Here is a 15,877-nt window from a genome sequence, read left to right as displayed (position 1 = left end):
GGTTCCCGTCTTCCAGAGGCACAACCGGAAAGGAATTAGCTTATGGCGGCACCTGTCGTCTCGATGCAGCAATTGATCGAAGCTGGCGCGCACTTTGGCCACCAGACCCACCGTTGGAACCCGCGCATGAAGCCGTATATCTTCGGCGCGCGTAACGGCATCCACATCCTCGACCTGTCGCAGACCGTGCCGCTGTTCGCGCGCGCGCTCGAGTTCGTCTCGGCCACCGTTCAGGCGGGCGGAAAAGTCCTGTTCGTCGGCACCAAGCGCCAGGCACAGTCGCCGATCGCCGATGCAGCCCGCGCCAGCGGCCAGCATTTCGTCAACCACCGCTGGCTGGGCGGCATGCTCACCAACTGGAAGACCATCTCGGGCTCGATCAAGCGTCTCAAGACGCTTGAGGAGCAGCTTGCCGGTGACACCTCGGGCTTCACCAAGAAGGAAGTCCTACAGCTGACCCGCGAACGCGACAAGCTGGAACTTTCGCTCGGCGGCATCCGCGACATGGGCGGCATTCCCGACGTGATGTTCGTGATCGACGCCAACAAGGAAGATCTCGCCATCAAGGAAGCCAATGTTCTTGGCATCCCGGTGATCGCGATCCTCGATTCGAACGTTGACCCGCAGGGCATCGCCTTCCCGGTCCCCGCCAATGACGATGCAGCGCGCGCCGTGCGCCTGTATTGCGATGCGATCGCCGCTGCTGCCACCAAGGGCCGCACCGGTGCCGTGGTCGAATCGGGCCAGGACGTCGGCGCGATGGCCGAACCGCCGGCAGAAGCCGCGCTTGAAGAAGCGCCGGCCGAGCCTGAAGTTTCGGCTGCCGAATTCACCGGTGCTGAATCGGCCCTGGAAGCGACCCCGGAAGAAACCGGCGACGCGGCTCCTGCTGCCTGATCGGACTGGTCGGGTTAGCGCCCGGCCAGCCGCTTCGCAAAACTGACACATGCGGGGGCTACGGGCCGGGCACTGGCCCGCACCTGTGGCCCCTGCAACCACATCCCAAGACAAGGAACGTGAACATGGCTGTTATAACCGCTGCTAATGTCAAGGAACTGCGCGAGCGCACCGGCGCCGGCATGATGGACGCCAAGAAGGCGCTGACCGAAGCCGATGGCGACATCGAAGTCGCGGTCGATGCGCTGCGCGCCAAGGGCCTCGCCACCGCGCAGAAGAAGTCGAGCCGCACCGCTGCCGAAGGTCTGGTCGGCATCGAAGTCCAGGGCCTCAAGGGCGTGGCCGTCGAAGTGAACAGCGAAACCGATTTCGTCGCCAAGAACGAACAGTTCCAGGATTTCGTCCGCAAGGTGACCTCGGTCGCGATGACCACCGGCGACGATGTCGAGACGCTCAAGGCTGCTCCCTATCCCGATGGCGAAACCGTTGGCGAAAAGCTGACCAACTCGATCGCCACCATCGGCGAGAACCAGTCGATCCGTCGCATCAAGACCGTTTCGGTCAGCGAAGGCGCGGTCGTGTCGTACATGCACAACGCGGTTGCCCCCAACCTCGGCAAGATCGGCGTGCTGGTCGCGCTCGAAGGCGACGTGGCTGCCGACATTCTGGAGCCTTTGGGCAAGCAGATCGGCATGCACATCGCCGCTGCCTTCCCGCTGGCGCTGAACGCCGATGGCCTTGATGCGGAGATGATCGCGCGCGAACGCAAGATCGCCGAGGAAAAGGCTGCCGAAAGCGGCAAGCCCGCCGAAGTGCAGGCCAAGATGGTCGATGGCGCGATCGCCAAGTTCGCCAAGGAAAACGCGCTGCTCAGCCAGCTGTTCGTGATCGACAACAAGACCGCGATCGCAGACGTGGTGGCCAAGGCCGCCAAGGATGCTGGCGGCAAGATCACGCTCAAGGACTATGTCCGCTTCCAGCTCGGCGAAGGCATCGAGAAGGAAGAAACCGATTTTGCTGCTGAAGTCGCAGCAGCCGCCGGTCTCTAACAGACCAGGCGACGATCGACGTGAAAACGGCGGGCAGCCCTGCGCTGTCCGCCGTTGGCGTATGCAATCCAGACGCGTCGTCGGCCGTCCCGAAGTTGCTGAGCAAACCTGCTTGGCAGCCGCGCATGCACTGACTATGGTGCCCGCCACGCGCCGCGACGGCTGCCCGATTTGCCTTCATCACCGGAAAAACCATGACCATCCCCTCCTATCGCCGCATCCTCTTGAAGCTATCGGGGGAAGCCTTGATGGGCGATGGACAGTATGGCATCGATCCGGCCACCGTCACCCGCATGGCGGGCGAAGTGAAGGCGGCGCAGGAGACCGGGCTTGAAATCTGCCTGGTGATCGGCGGCGGCAACATCTTCCGCGGCATGGCGGGCGCTGCCAAGGGCATGGACCGCGCACAGGCCGATTATATGGGCATGCTCGCCACCGTGATGAACGCACTGGCGATGCAGAATGCTCTCGAGCAGCTCGGCGTCCCCACCCGGGTCCAATCGGCGATCGAGATGGACAAGGTGTGCGAGCCGGTCATCCGCAGGCGCGCCCAGCGTCACCTCGAAAAGGGCCGGGTCGTCATCTTCGCCGCCGGCGTCGGCGCGCCGTATTTCACCACCGATTCCGGCGCTGCCCTGCGCGCGGCAGAAATGAAGTGCGATGCATTGCTCAAGGGCACCAGCGTCGATGGCGTCTACAACGCAGACCCCAAGCTGGACCCGAATGCGGTCCGTTACGAAACATTGAGTTATGACCGGGTATTGCAAGACAATCTCAAGGTCATGGACGCCAGCGCCGTGGCGCTTTGCCGCGACAATTCCATCCCCATCGTCGTGTTTTCGATCCGCGAACAGGGCAATCTCGCCCGTGTTCTGAACGGCGAAGGCACGGCTACCATCGTACATCAGAAGGACTGAAGCAGTGGCACAGTTTGACAAGAAAGACCTCGAACGCCGGATGAATGGCGCTGTCGAATCGCTCAAGGGTGATCTCACCGGCCTGCGCACCGGCCGCGCCAACGTGGCGCTGCTCGATCCGGTGACGGTCGAAGTCTATGGATCGCATATGCCGTTGACCCAGATCGCCACCGTCTCGGCGCCAGAGCCTCGGATGCTCTCGGTGCAGGTGTGGGACAAGTCGAACGTCGGCCCCGCCGACAAGGCGATCCGCTCGGCAGGCCTCGGCCTCAACCCGATCATGGACGGCCAGACGCTGCGCCTGCCGATCCCCGACCTGACCGAAGATCGCCGCAAGGAGCTCGCCAAGCTCGCCGGGCAATATGCCGAAAAGGCACGGATCGCGATCCGCAACGTCCGCCGCGATGGCATGGATTCGCTCAAGGCCGACGAAAAGAAGGGCCTTATCAGCGAGGACGAGCGCAAGCGCCTGGAAACCGAAGTCCAGAAGCTGACCGACGACATCATCGCCCAGGCCGACGCTGCGGCAACGCAGAAGGAAAAGGAAATCCTGGGCCAGTGATCTTCCGCTCCGGCCCCAAGCATTCCAAGGCCGTTCAGGCCAAGGCCGTTGAGGAGGCTGCGCCCCATCTGCATGCAGGTGGCGCGCTGGAGCATGGCGTTCGGCACGCCGCGATCATCATGGACGGCAACGGGCGCTGGGCGGCAAAGCGGGGCGTTCCGCGCTTCATCGGCCACAAGCAGGGCGTGGAAGCTGTTCGCACCACGGTGCGCGCCGCGCGCGATCTGGGTCTTGAAGCGCTGACGCTTTATGCATTCTCCTCGGAGAACTGGAAGCGCCCGGAAGATGAAGTGGCCGACCTGATGGGGCTGCTGCGCCACTTCATCCGGGCCGATGTCGATGAGTTCATCGCCAACAACGTCCGGTTGAAGATCATCGGCAACTACAAGGTGCTGGCGCCCGATCTGGTCGAAATGATCGACGATGTGGTTCGCCGCACGGCGCACAACACCGGCACGACGCTTGCGATCGCGCTCAATTACGGCGCGCAGGACGAAATGTTGCGCGCGGTGCAGTCACTGGCGCGCGCTGCAGCCAAGGGCGAGATCGATCCTGCGGCGATTGAGACCGCGCATATCGATGCAGCGCTCGATACATCCGATCTGCCGCCGCTCGATCTGATGATCCGCACTTCGGGCGAGCAGCGGTTGAGCAACTTCCTGCTCTGGCAGGCGGCCTATGCCGAATTGTATTTCACCGACATGCTGTGGCCAGACTTCGACGGCGCGGCATTGAAGGCGGCGCTCGAAGCATTTTCCGCGCGCGAGAGGCGTTTTGGTGGCCGCTGAACCCGTCCGGCGCTCGCTTTTCGGCAATGATCTGGCGGTACGGACGGTGTCGGGCGTCGTCCTCGTCGTGATTGCGGGTGTGGCGTTATGGCTGGGCGGAGTGGCATTCTGGCTGCTGCTGATGGCCGGTGCGCTGACCATGCAGCACGAATGGGCCGGGCTGGTCGGGCGTGTCGAGCGCAGACGGCTGTCGATGCTCGCGCTGATGGCGTCGCTGTCGATGCTGTCACCGTTCGCAGATGGCCCCGGCTTCCTGTCGCTGGGTTTCATCATCGGCGGCGCATTCTTCATCACGGCGGTCGACCGCAGCTTCAAGCTCGGCTGGGGCGTGTTCTACTGCGCACTGCCGGTGATGGCATTGCTGTATCTGCGCGACCAGGACAACGGCCTGCTGCTCGCGTTCTGGACCATGGCGACCGTCTGGGCGACCGATGTCGGCGCCTATTTTGCCGGACGCGGGATCGGCGGCCCCAAGATCGCGCCCTCGATCAGCCCGAGCAAGACCTGGGCCGGGCTTGCCGGCGGCATGGTCGCTGCGCTTGGTTTCGCGGTATTCATGCGGGAGCAGTTCGATCTGCCGTTTGTGCTCGTGCTGGCGGCCGCGCCGCTGGCGATCATCGCCCAGATCGGCGACTTTCTCGAGAGCTGGTTGAAGCGGCAGGCGGGGGTCAAGGATTCCGGCGCGCTGATTCCGGGTCATGGCGGCATACTGGACCGGGTCGATGGCCTGGTGCCCGTCGCTCCGGTCGTCGCACTGCTGGTTGCAGCCAACGCATTTTGGGCGCTAGGGTAACCCTCTTATGTCGCGACCCAACATGCTCTCGTCCGGCCGTACCGTGCCGCCCCCCTCCGCGCCGCCGCGCAGCATCAGCATCTTCGGCGCCACCGGATCGGTCGGCACCTCGACGCTCGACCTCGTCCGCCTCAATCCGTCCGCCTATCGCGTCGTCGCATTGACCGCGCACAGCGATGCTGCGGGCCTGGCGAAGCTGGCGCGCGAGTTTTCCGCCGAAGTCGCGGTGATCGGCGATTCCGCACAGCACGGTGCGCTGGCCGACGCGCTTGATGGTTCGGATACCCAGGTCTGGTCTGGCGCGCAGGCGCTGCTCGACGCGGCCGACATCGACGCCGACTGGACGATGGCCGCGATCGTCGGCTGTGCGGGCCTCGCGCCGATCATGCGCAGCCTGCTGCGCGGACGCAGCGTCGCGCTTGCCAACAAGGAGGCGCTGGTCTCGTCCGGCGCGCTGATGATCGAAGCCGCGCGGTCGAGCGGCGCGACCCTGCTTCCGGTGGATTCGGAACATAATGCGATATTCCAGTGCCTTGCCGGCGGGAACATCGACGAGGTCGAAAGCATTACGTTGACCGCGAGCGGCGGCCCGTTCCGCACCTGGACCACCGAGCAGATGCGTGTCGCCCGCCCCGACCAGGCGGTGGCCCACCCCAATTGGTCGATGGGTGCCAAGATCTCGGTCGACAGCGCGACCATGTTCAACAAGGGCCTCGAGCTGATCGAAGCGCACCATCTGTTCCCGGTCGGGCTCGATGCGATCCGCATTCTCGTACATCCGCAATCGGTGATCCACTCGATGGTCGAATACCGCGACCGCTCGACGCTGGCGCAGCTGGGCTCGCCCGACATGAAGATCCCGATCGCCAGCGCGCTCGCCTGGCCGCAGCGGATCGCGACGCAGTGCCTGCCGCTCGATCTGGCGACCATCGGCCAGCTGACCTTCGAGCCGCTCGACAATGATCGCTTCCCCGGCCCCGCCATCTGCCGCGCAGCGATCGCGGCGGGCGGCGGCGCGCCCGCCATCCTGAACGCTGCCAACGAGATCGCGGTCGCAGCGTTCCTGGGCGGACGTATCGGGTTTCTCGATATCGCCGCAATTGTATCCGACGTTCTGGCAGGCTATACACCGCCAGAGCCGCAATCGCTGCAGGATGTACTGGCGATCGACCGCGAAGCGCGCGCGATTGCTGCTGCGGCCATACCGAACAAGGACTGACATTGAGCGAAAACCCCGGATTTCTGCTGACCGTTCTCGCATTTCTGCTGGTGTTGGGTCCGCTCGTCTTCGTGCACGAGATGGGCCATTATCTGGTCGGACGCTGGTTCGGGGTAAAGGCGGAGTCGTTTTCGATCGGCTTCGGACGCGAGATCGCCGGGTGGACCGACAAGCGCGGCACCCGCTGGAAACTGGGGATGCTGCCGCTGGGCGGCTATGTCCAGTTCGCCGGCGACATGGATCCCGCGAGCCGCGCCGACCCGAAATGGATGGCCCTGCCCGCAGAGGAGCGCAACCGCACCTTCCAGTCGAAAACCTTGTGGCAGCGCGCGCTGATCGTGTTTGCCGGACCAGCGATCAACTTCCTGTTCGCCATCCTGATCCTCGCCGGCTTCGCCTTCGCCTATGGCAAGAGCGTGACGCCGACGGTGATTGCGGACCTGGTCCCCTCCTCGGCTGCTGCGCAAGCTGGCCTGTTGCCAGGCGACAAGATCACCGCGATCGATGGCGAGGCGGTCGAATGGTTCGACGAGGTTGGCCGCAAGATCGCCCACCGACCCGGCGAACGGGTTACCGTGCGCGCCGACCGCGACGGCGTCTCACGCGAATTCGATTTCGCGATCGGCGTCGAGGTCCAGAAGGACCGGTTCGGCAACGAATACCGCATCGGCCGCCTCGGGATCATGTCGGCAAAGCCCGTCATCCGCGAGGTTTCGCTGCTCGAAGCGCCGGTCGTCGCGGTCCAGCGCACCGGCGACATCGTCCGGCTGATGGTCGAGACCTTGGGCCAGGTGATCACCGGGCGCCGCTCGGTCTCCGAGCTTGGCGGCCCGCTCAAGATCGCGCAGGTGTCTGGCGAACAGATGGCTGCAGGCCCTGACGCCTTCATCTTCTTCATCGCGCTGATCTCAATTAACTTGGGGTTCATCAACCTCCTGCCAATTCCGATGCTCGATGGCGGTCACCTGCTGTTCTATGCAATCGAGGGAATCCGGCGCAAGCCGGTCAATCCCAAGGTGATGGAATGGGCATTCCGTTCGGGCCTGGCAGCAGTGCTTGCCCTGATGGTATTCGTGACCGTCAACGATCTTGCATCGTTCGGCCTGCTCGGCTGAAAGACTGGTTGATTGATTGCGGCGGATGATGCAGGGGTTTGCGCACCGGGGCGGGTTATCGGACGGCATCACCAGGGACCGTTTGATGTGTTTTATGGCTTAGGGTGGGTCTTCATTCCGTGAAATCTGAACAGAAATTCGCCATTGGCGTGCGAGCCCTCGGCCTGTTGCTTGGCTCGACGATATTAGCCGGATCTGCATCTGGCGCATTTGCGCAAGCGACCGGCCCTGCCGCGCCGCATAGCGCAGCGCCCGTCGCCCCCACGGCCCCGGCCGTGCCGCAGGGCCAGCAGATCCGCTCGATTACCGTCAACGGATCGCAGCGGATCGAGGCGGACACCGTCCGCTCCTATATCCAGCTGCGCGTGGGCGACGTGTACACCCAGGTCGCAGCCGACCAGGCACTGCGCGATCTGTTCGAAACCGAACTGTTCGCAGACGTCGCGATCCGCAACAACGACGGTGCGGTAGTGATCGACGTAAAGGAAAACCCGGTGATCAACCGGGTGATCCTCGAAGGCAACAAGCGGATCAAGGACGACAAGATCCTCCCGGAAATCCGCCTGTCGCCGCGTCAGATCTTCACCCGCACCAAGGTGCGCGCCGATGTTGCGCGCATCATCGAGCTGTACAAGCGCCAGGGCCGTTTCGCCGCGACCGTCGAGCCAAAAATGGTCCAGCAGGACCAGAACCGCGTCGATGTGGTGTTCGAAATCACCGAAGGGCCCAAGTCCAAGGTCCGCCAGATCAACATTCTGGGCAACGAGAAGTTCTCCGATGGCCAGCTGCGCGGTGAAATGGTCACCAAGCAGTCGCGTTTCTATCGCTTTTTCAGCTCGGGCGATGCCTATGATCCGGACAAGATGGCGTTCGACCAGCAGAAGCTGCGCCAGTTCTACCTGACGCAGGGCTATGCCGATTTCCGCGTCATCTCCGCCGTGGCCGAACTTACCCCCGACAAGCGCGACTTCATCATCACCTACGTGGTCGAGGAAGGCGAGCGCTACAAGTTCGGCGAAGTGCTGGTCGAAAGCCAGATTCGCGACTTTTCCGAAGAAGGCCTCAAGGCCCAGCTGCCGATGAAGTCCGGCGACTGGTATAACGCCAAGCAGGTCGAGGACACCGTCGAGCAACTCAGCGAAACCGCAGGCCTGTTCGGCTATGCGTTCGCTGATGTGCGGCCCAATTTCAACCGCGACCGCGAAACGCTCACCATGGACATCACGTTCGAGCTGGCAGAGGCAGCGCGCGTGTATGTCGAGCGGATCGACATCAACGGCAACACGCTGACCCAGGACAAGATCGTCCGGCGCGAGTTCCGCCTCAACGAGGGCGATGCGTTCAACAGCTTCCTGGTCAAGCGGTCGCAGAACCGGATCAATTCGCTCGGCTATTTCCAGGAAAAGTTCGAGGTCGAACAAAGACAGGGCAGCGCCCCGGACCGCATCATCCTGGAAGCGAATGTCGAGGAAAAAGCCACCGGCGAGCTTCAGCTTTCCGCCGGTTTCTCCTCGATCGAGAACTTCATCCTGCAGGCATCGATCCGCCAGCGCAATTTCCGCGGCAAGGGCCAGACGATCGGCGCGAGCGTCAACTATTCGCGCTTCTCGCAAGGCATCAACCTCAGCTTCACCGAACCTTATGTGTTCGACAAGAACATCTCGTTTGGTGCGGATATCTTCCGCCGCGACCTCAACAGCTTCAACTTCGTCGGCAACTCGCGCAACACCACGTTCGAGCAGCTGACCACGGGCGCATCCTTGCGCCTTGGCGTACCGTTGACCGAGTATGTCTCGGCGCTGCTGCGCTATTCGCTGACGGTTGACGACGTGACGCTCGATCGCGCCCAGTTCTTCTCCGATCTCAACGGAGATGGCACGCTCGAGTGCGATCCTGTGCGCGCGGGCTTCTTCCTGTGCGACAACCTCGGCGCGCGTACCACCTCGATGATCGGCTATTCGCTGATCTATGACAACCGCGACAACCGCGTCCGCCCGACCCGCGGCCAGACTGTCACGCTCTCGCAGGATTTTGCAGGACTTGGCGGTTCGGTGAGCTATCTGCGTACCCGTATCAACGCGTCCAAGCACTGGCGTCTGGGCCGCAGCGGCTTCATCTTCACCGTCGCTGGCGAAGGCGGCCATATCATGGCGTTCGAAGACCGCGGCAGCCCGGCGGACGGGATCGACGACATCCGTCTGACCGACCGCTTCTTCCTCGGACAGCCGCAGATGCGCGGCTTCGACATTCGCGGCGTCGGCCCGCGCGTGATCCGCTCGGGCTTCACGCCGGAGGTCATCAACGGCGTGGTGGTCAACACCCCGGTCACCGAGCGGCGCAACCGCGTCGACGATGCTCTGGGCGGCCGATCCTATTATCTGGGCCGCGCCGAGCTTGAAATTCCGCTGGGCAGCGGCGCGCGCGAGCTTGGCTTGCGGCCATCGGTGTTCGTCGATGCAGGCGCGGTGTTCGGCGTGGTGCAGCCAATCCTGCAGACCGTCCAGAACCGTGACCTGACCACCAACGCGCTTCAGTATCTGACGGTCGATGCAGCGGGCCAAATCCAGGTGACGACCGACGCGGTCAATGCCAACGGTCAGCCGAACACGCCAAGCCTCTCGTTTACCGAACAGTTCTTCGGTGATTCGCCCAAGCCCCGCGTTTCTGTGGGCTTCGGCGTCAACTGGAACTCGCCCTTCGGGCCGTTCCGTATCGATATTGCCCGCGCCCTGCTCAAGGAGCCGGGCGACGACACCCGCCTATTCACATTCAACGTAGGGACCCAGTTCTGATGAAAACTCTTCTGAAATGCACCGCAGCCGCATTGATGGCATTTGGCACCGTAGCATCGGGCGTCGTCGCTCCGGCAATGGCACAGACCGTTCAGGGCATCGGCGTTGCCGATCAGCGCCGCGCCGTCGTCGAATCGGCCGCGTTCGTGAATGCCAACGCCGCGCGCCCCACCACCTACAAGGCGCAGTATGACGCCGCGCAGGCGAAATCGAACCAGATCCGCACGCAGCTCGAGCCGCTGGTGACCAAGTTCAACGCCGACGTCCAGGCACCCAATGCCAACGCCAACCAGGCAGCCCTGCAGCAGCAGCTGGTCCAGATCCAGGGCCTGCGCGAGCAGGGTTCGCAGGAAGTGCAGGAAATCCTGCAGCCTGTCGCCCTGTCGGAAGCCTATGTGCTCGAGCAGATCAGCGACAAGTTCGATGCTGCCGTGCGTTCGGCGATGACCAAGCGCAAGATCAGCGTTGTCTTTGAAGTCGGATCGACCCTGGCGCACAACGATGCCTATGACCTGACCCGCGACATCACCGCAGAGCTGAACGCCGCCATCCCGACCGCGCAGCTCGTCCCCCCGCAGGGTTGGCTGCCGCGCCAGCAGCGCGAGCAGCAGGCCCGTCAGGCTGGCGCCAACGGCGCAGCACCGGCCGCAGCGCCTGCGACCCCCGCCGCTCAGCAGCCTGAAGGCCGGTAATTCCGGAGCATCCAGGCATGAGCGACGGCGAAAAACCCTATGATATCCTGAAGGTGCTGGCGGCGCTTCCGCACCGCTATCCCATGCTGCTGGTGGACCGTGTGGAACGGCTGGACAAGGACCAGTCGATCCACGCGATCAAGGCGGTCAGCATGAACGAACCGTTCTTTCAGGGGCACTTCCCGGGTCGTCCGATCATGCCTGGCGTGCTGATCATCGAGGCGCTGGCGCAGGCCGCCGGCATTCTTGCGGTCGAATCGATGGGCTTGGCCGGCTCGGGCAAGCTCGTCTATTTCATGGCGATCGACGGCGCCAAGTTCCGTGCGCCGGTGGAGCCGGGCGTGCTGCTCGATCTGCATGCCGAGTTCGAACAGAAGCGCGCCAAGGTGTGCAAGTTCAAGGCGCGCGCGGAAATGAACGGCAAGCTTGCCTGCGAAGTCGGCTTTACCGCGATGATCGCCGATCCGCCCGCCTGACCGGGTTCTGCAACTTGCAAACCGCTTGCTTTTGATGCCTCGCGGCGCTATGCGCGCCGCTTCCCATTCATCCTGCAGGCTGGTCGGAACCAGCCGTTTGACAAGGACCACGACCGATGAAGACCGATATCCATCCCGATTATCACATGATCAACGTCAAGATGACCGACGGCACCGTTTACCAGACCCGCTCGACCTGGGGCAAGGAAGGCGACACGCTGCAACTGGATATCGATCCGACCTCGCACCCGGCATGGACCGGCGGCAACCAGCGCATGCTCGACGCAGGCGGCCAGGTTGCCCGCTTCAACAAGCGTTTCGGCGGTCTTACCCTCAAGAAGGGCTGATCGGTCCGATCCGCTATCAGATTACAAAAAGGGCTGCGAACCGTTTGGTTTCGCAGCCCTTTTTCGTGCCGGCGCCTAAGCTGTTCCCCTGCGCAGGCAGGGGCCCATCTCCTGCTCTCTCGGTGGCAAGCATCGTGAATTGAGCGCACGCGAGGCGCGGGACAGCCGCCGATCCAGGGACGGTGAGTGATCATAGGTCAGGAGATGGACCCCTGCCTTCGCAGGGGACCATAACCGCCGCAATCAGGCGGCAGGCGCAGTCGCGCCCGCAATCATTCCCCGCACCGCGTCCAGCGCCGCCTCGGCCTTGCTGCCATCGGGGCCGCCGCCCTGCGCCATGTCGGGCCGGCCGCCGCCGCCCTTGCCGCCCAGCGCCTCGACGCCTGCGCGCACCAGATCCACCGCGCTGAACCGACCGACCAGATCATCGGTCACTGCCGCTGCGAACGCTGCACGCCCGTCGTTGACCGCGACCATCACCGCGATGCCCGAGCCCAGCGAGTTCTTGGCCTGATCGAGCAACCCGCGCAGTTCCTTGGGGTCGAGCCCCTCGATCACCTGCGCGATGAAGCTCACCCCGGCCAGATCCTCGACCTGAGGCCCGGCCTTGCCCGATCCGCCACCCAGCGCGAGCGCTTTGCGCGCCTCGGCGAGTTCGCGCTCGAGCGCACGGCGTTCATCGACCAGCGTGGCGATCCGCGCCTCGACGTCGTCGGGACCGGTCTTGACCAGCGCCGCGATCGCCTTGAGCCGCTCGTCGCGCGACACCAGCCACTGCCGCGCAGCCTCGCCGGTCAGTGCCTCGATGCGGCGAACCCCGCTCGATACCGCGCTTTCCGATACGATCCGCAGCAAGCCGATGTCGCCCAGCGCACGGACATGGACACCGCCGCACAGTTCGACCGAATAATGCTTGTCGGTTGCCCGGCCCATCGACAGCACGCGGACCTCTTCGCCGTATTTTTCGCCGAACAGCGCCAATGCGCCAGCCTGCACCGCATCGTCGGGGGACATCAGGCGGGTGTTGACGATTTCATTGGCGCGGATTTCAGCGTTCACCTCGGCCTCGACCGCGGCGATCTCGGCATCGGTCAACGCCTTGGGGTGCGAGAAATCGAACCGCAGCCTCTCGGGCGCGACCAGCGATCCCTTCTGGGTGACGTGTCCGCCCAGATGGTTGCGCAATGCCGCGTGCAGCAGGTGGGTCGCGCTGTGGTTGGCGCGCAGCGCATCGCGCCGCTCGCTGTCGATCGCGAGGTGCACGGTGTCGCCGACCGCGATGCTGCCGCTTTCGATTCGCGCTTGATGCGCGTGCAAGCGGCCGAGCGGCTTGGAGGTGTCATCGACGACCGCCTTGAGCCCCGCCAGCGACGTGATCGTCCCGGCATCGCCCATCTGGCCACCGCTTTCGCCATAGAAAGGCGTCTGGTTGACCAGGATCGTGACGCTCTCGCCTTCCGAAGCCGATGCGATTTCGGCGCCGTCACGCAGCAATGCAACGACCTGCGCCTCGCCCTGGTCGGACGTATAGCCAGTGAACTCGGTGCCGCCATGGCGTTCGGCGATATCGTACCAGACATCTGCCGACGCAGCTTCGCCCGAACCCTTCCACGCGGCGCGGGCGGCGGCCTTCTGTGCTGCCATCGCGGTGTCGAAACCGGCGCGGTCGACGCCAAGGCCGCGGCTGCGCAATGCATCCTCGGTGAGATCATAGGGGAAGCCGAAGGTGTCGTAGAGCTTGAAGGCGGTTTCGCCCGCCAGCACCGCGCCTTCGCTGAGGTCAGCGGTCGCTTCGTCGAGCAGCCTGAGGCCCTTGTCGAGCGTCTGGCGGAAACGCGTTTCCTCGCGCTCGAGCGTTTCCTCGATTAGCGGCTGCGCGCGCACCAGTTCGGGGAACGCCTGGCCCATTTCGGTCACCAAGGTCGGAACGAGGCGGTGCATCAGCGGGTCGGCAGCACCCAGAATGTGCGCATGCCGCATCGCGCGGCGCATGATCCGGCGCAGCACATAGCCGCGGCCCTCGTTGGCGGGCAGCACGCCATCGGCGATCAGGAACGAAGTTGCGCGCAGATGGTCAGCAATCACGCGGTGGCTGGCCTGGTTGGCGCCGGTGGTGTGCGTGCCGGTCGCCTGCCCCGATGCCGCGATCAGCGCCTTGAACAGATCGATGTCGTAATTGTCGTGGACGCCCTGCATGACGGCGGCGAGCCGCTCGATACCCATGCCGGTATCTATCGACGGACGCGGCAGGTCGGTACGGCTACCATCGGCATGCTGTTCATACTGCATGAACACCAGGTTCCAAATCTCGATGAAGCGGTCGCCGTCCTCGTCGGGCGATCCCGGAGGTCCGCCTGCGATATGATCGCCGTGATCGAAGAAGATTTCGCTGCACGGGCCGCACGGGCCGGTATCGCCCATCGACCAGAAATTGTCCGAGGTCGCGATGCGGATGATGCGCTCTTCGGGAAGCCCTGCGATCTTGCGCCACAGGTCGAATGCCTCGTCATCGGTGTGATAGACGGTGACCGTCAGCTTGTCTGCGGCCAGGCCCCAGGTCTTGTTGACCAGCGACCAGGCGTGGTGGATCGCCTCTTCCTTGAAATAATCGCCGAACGAAAAGTTGCCGAGCATCTCGAAGAAGGTGTGGTGGCGCGCGGTGTAGCCGACATTGTCGAGGTCGTTGTGCTTGCCGCCGGCGCGGACGCATTTCTGCGACGAGGTCGCGCGCGGATTGGCGCGCTGTTCGAGCCCGGTGAAGACGTTCTTGAACGGCACCATCCCGGCGTTGACGAACATCAACGTCGGATCGTTGTGCGGAACCAAGGGTGCCGAAGGCACGATATCATGGCCGTTGCCCCCGAAATAATCGAGGAAGGAGCGCCTTATGTCGTTTGTCGATGTCATGCCTGCGACATAAGACGAGTTGCTGCGAGATTGAAGCGTTATGTGCGCAAAAATCAAAGGGCAGCGCGGCTGGTTTGCCACGCTGCCCTGTCTTCATTTCCGTGTCACCGCGTTGCACCCGTTCGCCGCATCACCGCAAAGCGAGGCGCGGCGCGGGCGCGACGATTACATGTCGTCGTCGCCGTCGTCATCGGCGTCGGGACCGGTCATCATTTCCTCGGCGACCTTGTCCTTGTGGCCGCGGATCAGGGCCTCGATCTTGTCGGTCATCTCGGGATGTTCCTTGAGGAACGTCTTGGAGTTTTCACGCCCCTGCCCGATCCGAACCGAATCATGGCTGAACCAGCTGCCCGATTTCTCGACGATCCCGGCCTTGACGCCCAGATCGAGGATTTCGCCGATCTTGGAGATGCCCTCGCCATACATGATGTCGAACTCGACCTGCTTGAACGGCGGGGCGACCTTGTTCTTGACGACCTTCACGCGGGTGGCGTTGCCGACGATATCGTCGCGGTCCTTGATCTGGCCGGTGCGGCGAATGTCGAGACGCACCGAGGCGTAGAACTTGAGCGCGTTGCCGCCGGTGGTGGTTTCCGGGTTGCCGTACATCACCCCGATCTTCATGCGCAGCTGGTTGATGAAGATCACCATGCAGCGCGAACGGCTGATCGAGCCGGTCAACTTGCGCAGCGACTGGCTCATCAGCCGCGCCTGCAGGCCGACATGGCTGTCGCCCATCTCGCCCTCGATTTCCGCGCGCGGTACCAGGGCTGCGACCGAATCGACCACCAGCACGTCGATCGCGTTCGAGCGCACCAAGGTATCGACGATCTCGAGCGCCTGCTCGCCGGTGTCGGGCTGCGAGACGATCAGCTCATCGATGTTGACGCCCAGCTTCTTGGCATAGACCGGATCGAGCGCGTGCTCGGCATCGACGAACGCTGCGGTCCCGCCGGTGCGCTGGGCTTCTGCGATCACATGCAGCGCCAGCGTGGTCTTGCCCGAGCTTTCAGGACCGTAAATCTCGATCACGCGGCCGCGCGGCAATCCGCCGACGCCGAGCGCGATATCCAGGCCCAGCGATCCGGTTGAAATCGCCTCGACCTGCATGGTTTCCTTGGAACCCAGCCGCATCGCCGATCCCTTGCCGAAGGCCCGGTCGATCTGTGCCAGCGCTGCATCGAGCGCCTTTTGCCTGTCCATGGATTTTGCCTCTTTTTCGGTCTGGATGAGTTTCAATTGCCCGGCCATCGCCACGCCTCCCTTGCCTAGTTGCTCCCGCCATCGGGTGCAACGACTCAGTGATGTATATGATTTGTTCTC

General features: G+C 63.7%; 14 protein-coding genes. 12 read left to right on the top strand and 2 right to left on the bottom strand.

The genetic code is table 11. The features are described from left to right. Positions 1–42 precede the first annotated feature (42 nt). The 12 genes from rpsB to rpmE all read left to right on the top strand — a co-directional run bounded on the left by rpsB (position 43) and on the right by rpmE (position 11,647). A complete protein-coding gene (rpsB, locus tag ACK4R0_RS16905) occupies positions 43–897 on the top strand; it encodes a 30S ribosomal protein S2 (RefSeq protein WP_409676805.1) in 855 nt (284 codons plus the stop codon). A gap of 125 nt (positions 898–1,022) precedes the next feature. After that, complete coding sequence (gene tsf, locus ACK4R0_RS16900; protein ID WP_409676802.1) at positions 1,023–1,946, top strand: translation elongation factor Ts; 924 nt, start codon at positions 1,023–1,025, stop codon at positions 1,944–1,946. Between the two features lie 194 nt (positions 1,947–2,140). Continuing rightward, positions 2,141–2,863, top strand: a complete 723-nt coding sequence (gene pyrH, locus ACK4R0_RS16895) for a UMP kinase (RefSeq protein ID WP_409676799.1) — start codon at positions 2,141–2,143, stop codon at positions 2,861–2,863. 4 nt (positions 2,864–2,867) lie between these two features. Continuing rightward, positions 2,868–3,425, top strand: coding sequence for a ribosome recycling factor (gene frr, locus ACK4R0_RS16890; protein WP_409676796.1), 558 nt, complete (start codon positions 2,868–2,870; stop codon positions 3,423–3,425). 119 nt (positions 3,426–3,544) lie between these two features. Next, a complete protein-coding gene (gene uppS / locus ACK4R0_RS16885; protein ID WP_409676808.1) occupies positions 3,545–4,213 on the top strand; it encodes a polyprenyl diphosphate synthase in 669 nt (222 codons plus the stop codon). Further along, positions 4,200–5,006, top strand: coding sequence for a phosphatidate cytidylyltransferase (locus ACK4R0_RS16880; protein WP_409676793.1), 807 nt, complete (start codon positions 4,200–4,202; stop codon positions 5,004–5,006). Before uppS ends, ACK4R0_RS16880 begins: the two co-directional genes overlap by 14 nt. A 7-nt stretch (positions 5,007–5,013) precedes the next feature. Then, positions 5,014–6,225, top strand: a complete 1,212-nt coding sequence (gene dxr, locus ACK4R0_RS16875; protein WP_409676790.1) for a 1-deoxy-D-xylulose-5-phosphate reductoisomerase — start codon at positions 5,014–5,016, stop codon at positions 6,223–6,225. 2 nt (positions 6,226–6,227) lie between these two features. Continuing rightward, positions 6,228–7,340, top strand: a complete 1,113-nt coding sequence (gene rseP, locus ACK4R0_RS16870; protein ID WP_409676787.1) for an RIP metalloprotease RseP — start codon at positions 6,228–6,230, stop codon at positions 7,338–7,340. 119 nt (positions 7,341–7,459) lie between these two features. Then, positions 7,460–10,132 carry an outer membrane protein assembly factor BamA gene (gene bamA / locus ACK4R0_RS16865; protein ID WP_409676785.1) on the top strand — a complete coding sequence of 891 codons (2,673 nt, stop codon included), beginning with the start codon at positions 7,460–7,462 and terminating at the stop codon, positions 10,130–10,132. Beyond that, a complete protein-coding gene (locus ACK4R0_RS16860) occupies positions 10,132–10,824 on the top strand; it encodes an OmpH family outer membrane protein (RefSeq protein ID WP_409676782.1) in 693 nt (230 codons plus the stop codon). The genes bamA and ACK4R0_RS16860 overlap by 1 nt, the downstream gene beginning before the upstream one ends. 17 nt (positions 10,825–10,841) lie before the next feature. Then, entirely contained in the window at positions 10,842–11,300 is a 459-nt protein-coding gene (gene fabZ / locus ACK4R0_RS16855; protein WP_409676779.1) for a 3-hydroxyacyl-ACP dehydratase FabZ, read from the top strand. A gap of 116 nt (positions 11,301–11,416) precedes the next feature. Continuing rightward, a complete protein-coding gene (gene rpmE / locus ACK4R0_RS16850; RefSeq protein WP_409676776.1) occupies positions 11,417–11,647 on the top strand; it encodes a 50S ribosomal protein L31 in 231 nt (76 codons plus the stop codon). Between the two features lie 243 nt (positions 11,648–11,890). On the opposite strand, the gene alaS is transcribed toward rpmE, so the two are convergent. Continuing rightward, a complete protein-coding gene (gene alaS, locus ACK4R0_RS16845) occupies positions 11,891–14,554 on the bottom strand; it encodes an alanine--tRNA ligase (RefSeq protein WP_409676773.1) in 2,664 nt (887 codons plus the stop codon). A 165-nt stretch (positions 14,555–14,719) separates the two neighbouring features. Continuing rightward, positions 14,720–15,805 (bottom strand): recombinase RecA, encoded by a 1,086-nt coding sequence (gene recA / locus ACK4R0_RS16840; RefSeq protein WP_409676770.1) that lies wholly within the window; start codon positions 15,803–15,805, stop codon positions 14,720–14,722. Positions 15,806–15,877: the final 72 nt, after the last annotated feature.

It is taken from the genome of Blastomonas sp. (genome assembly GCF_046294995.1).
Lineage (GTDB): Bacteria > Pseudomonadota > Alphaproteobacteria > Sphingomonadales > Sphingomonadaceae > Blastomonas.
This window is presented reverse-complemented; position numbering and strand designations above follow the sequence as displayed.

Excerpts from the sequence above, each read along its gene's own strand:
- ACK4R0_RS16860 (WP_409676782.1), top strand. The coding sequence starts at position 10,132 with ATGAAAACTCTTCTGAAATGCACCGCAGCCGCATTGATGGCATTTGGC.
- dxr (WP_409676790.1), top strand. The coding sequence starts at position 5,014 with ATGTCGCGACCCAACATGCTCTCGTCCGGCCGTACCGTGCCGCCCCCC.
- tsf (WP_409676802.1), top strand. The coding sequence starts at position 1,023 with ATGGCTGTTATAACCGCTGCTAATGTCAAGGAACTGCGCGAGCGCACC.
- uppS (WP_409676808.1), top strand. The coding sequence starts at position 3,545 with ATGGACGGCAACGGGCGCTGGGCGGCAAAGCGGGGCGTTCCGCGCTTC.
- pyrH (WP_409676799.1), top strand. The coding sequence starts at position 2,141 with ATGACCATCCCCTCCTATCGCCGCATCCTCTTGAAGCTATCGGGGGAA.
- alaS (WP_409676773.1), bottom strand. The coding sequence starts at position 14,554 with ATGACATCGACAAACGACATAAGGCGCTCCTTCCTCGATTATTTCGGG.
- fabZ (WP_409676779.1), top strand. The coding sequence starts at position 10,842 with ATGAGCGACGGCGAAAAACCCTATGATATCCTGAAGGTGCTGGCGGCG.
- recA (WP_409676770.1), bottom strand. The coding sequence starts at position 15,805 with ATGGCCGGGCAATTGAAACTCATCCAGACCGAAAAAGAGGCAAAATCC.
- rpsB (WP_409676805.1), top strand. The coding sequence starts at position 43 with ATGGCGGCACCTGTCGTCTCGATGCAGCAATTGATCGAAGCTGGCGCG.
- rpmE (WP_409676776.1), top strand. The coding sequence starts at position 11,417 with ATGAAGACCGATATCCATCCCGATTATCACATGATCAACGTCAAGATG.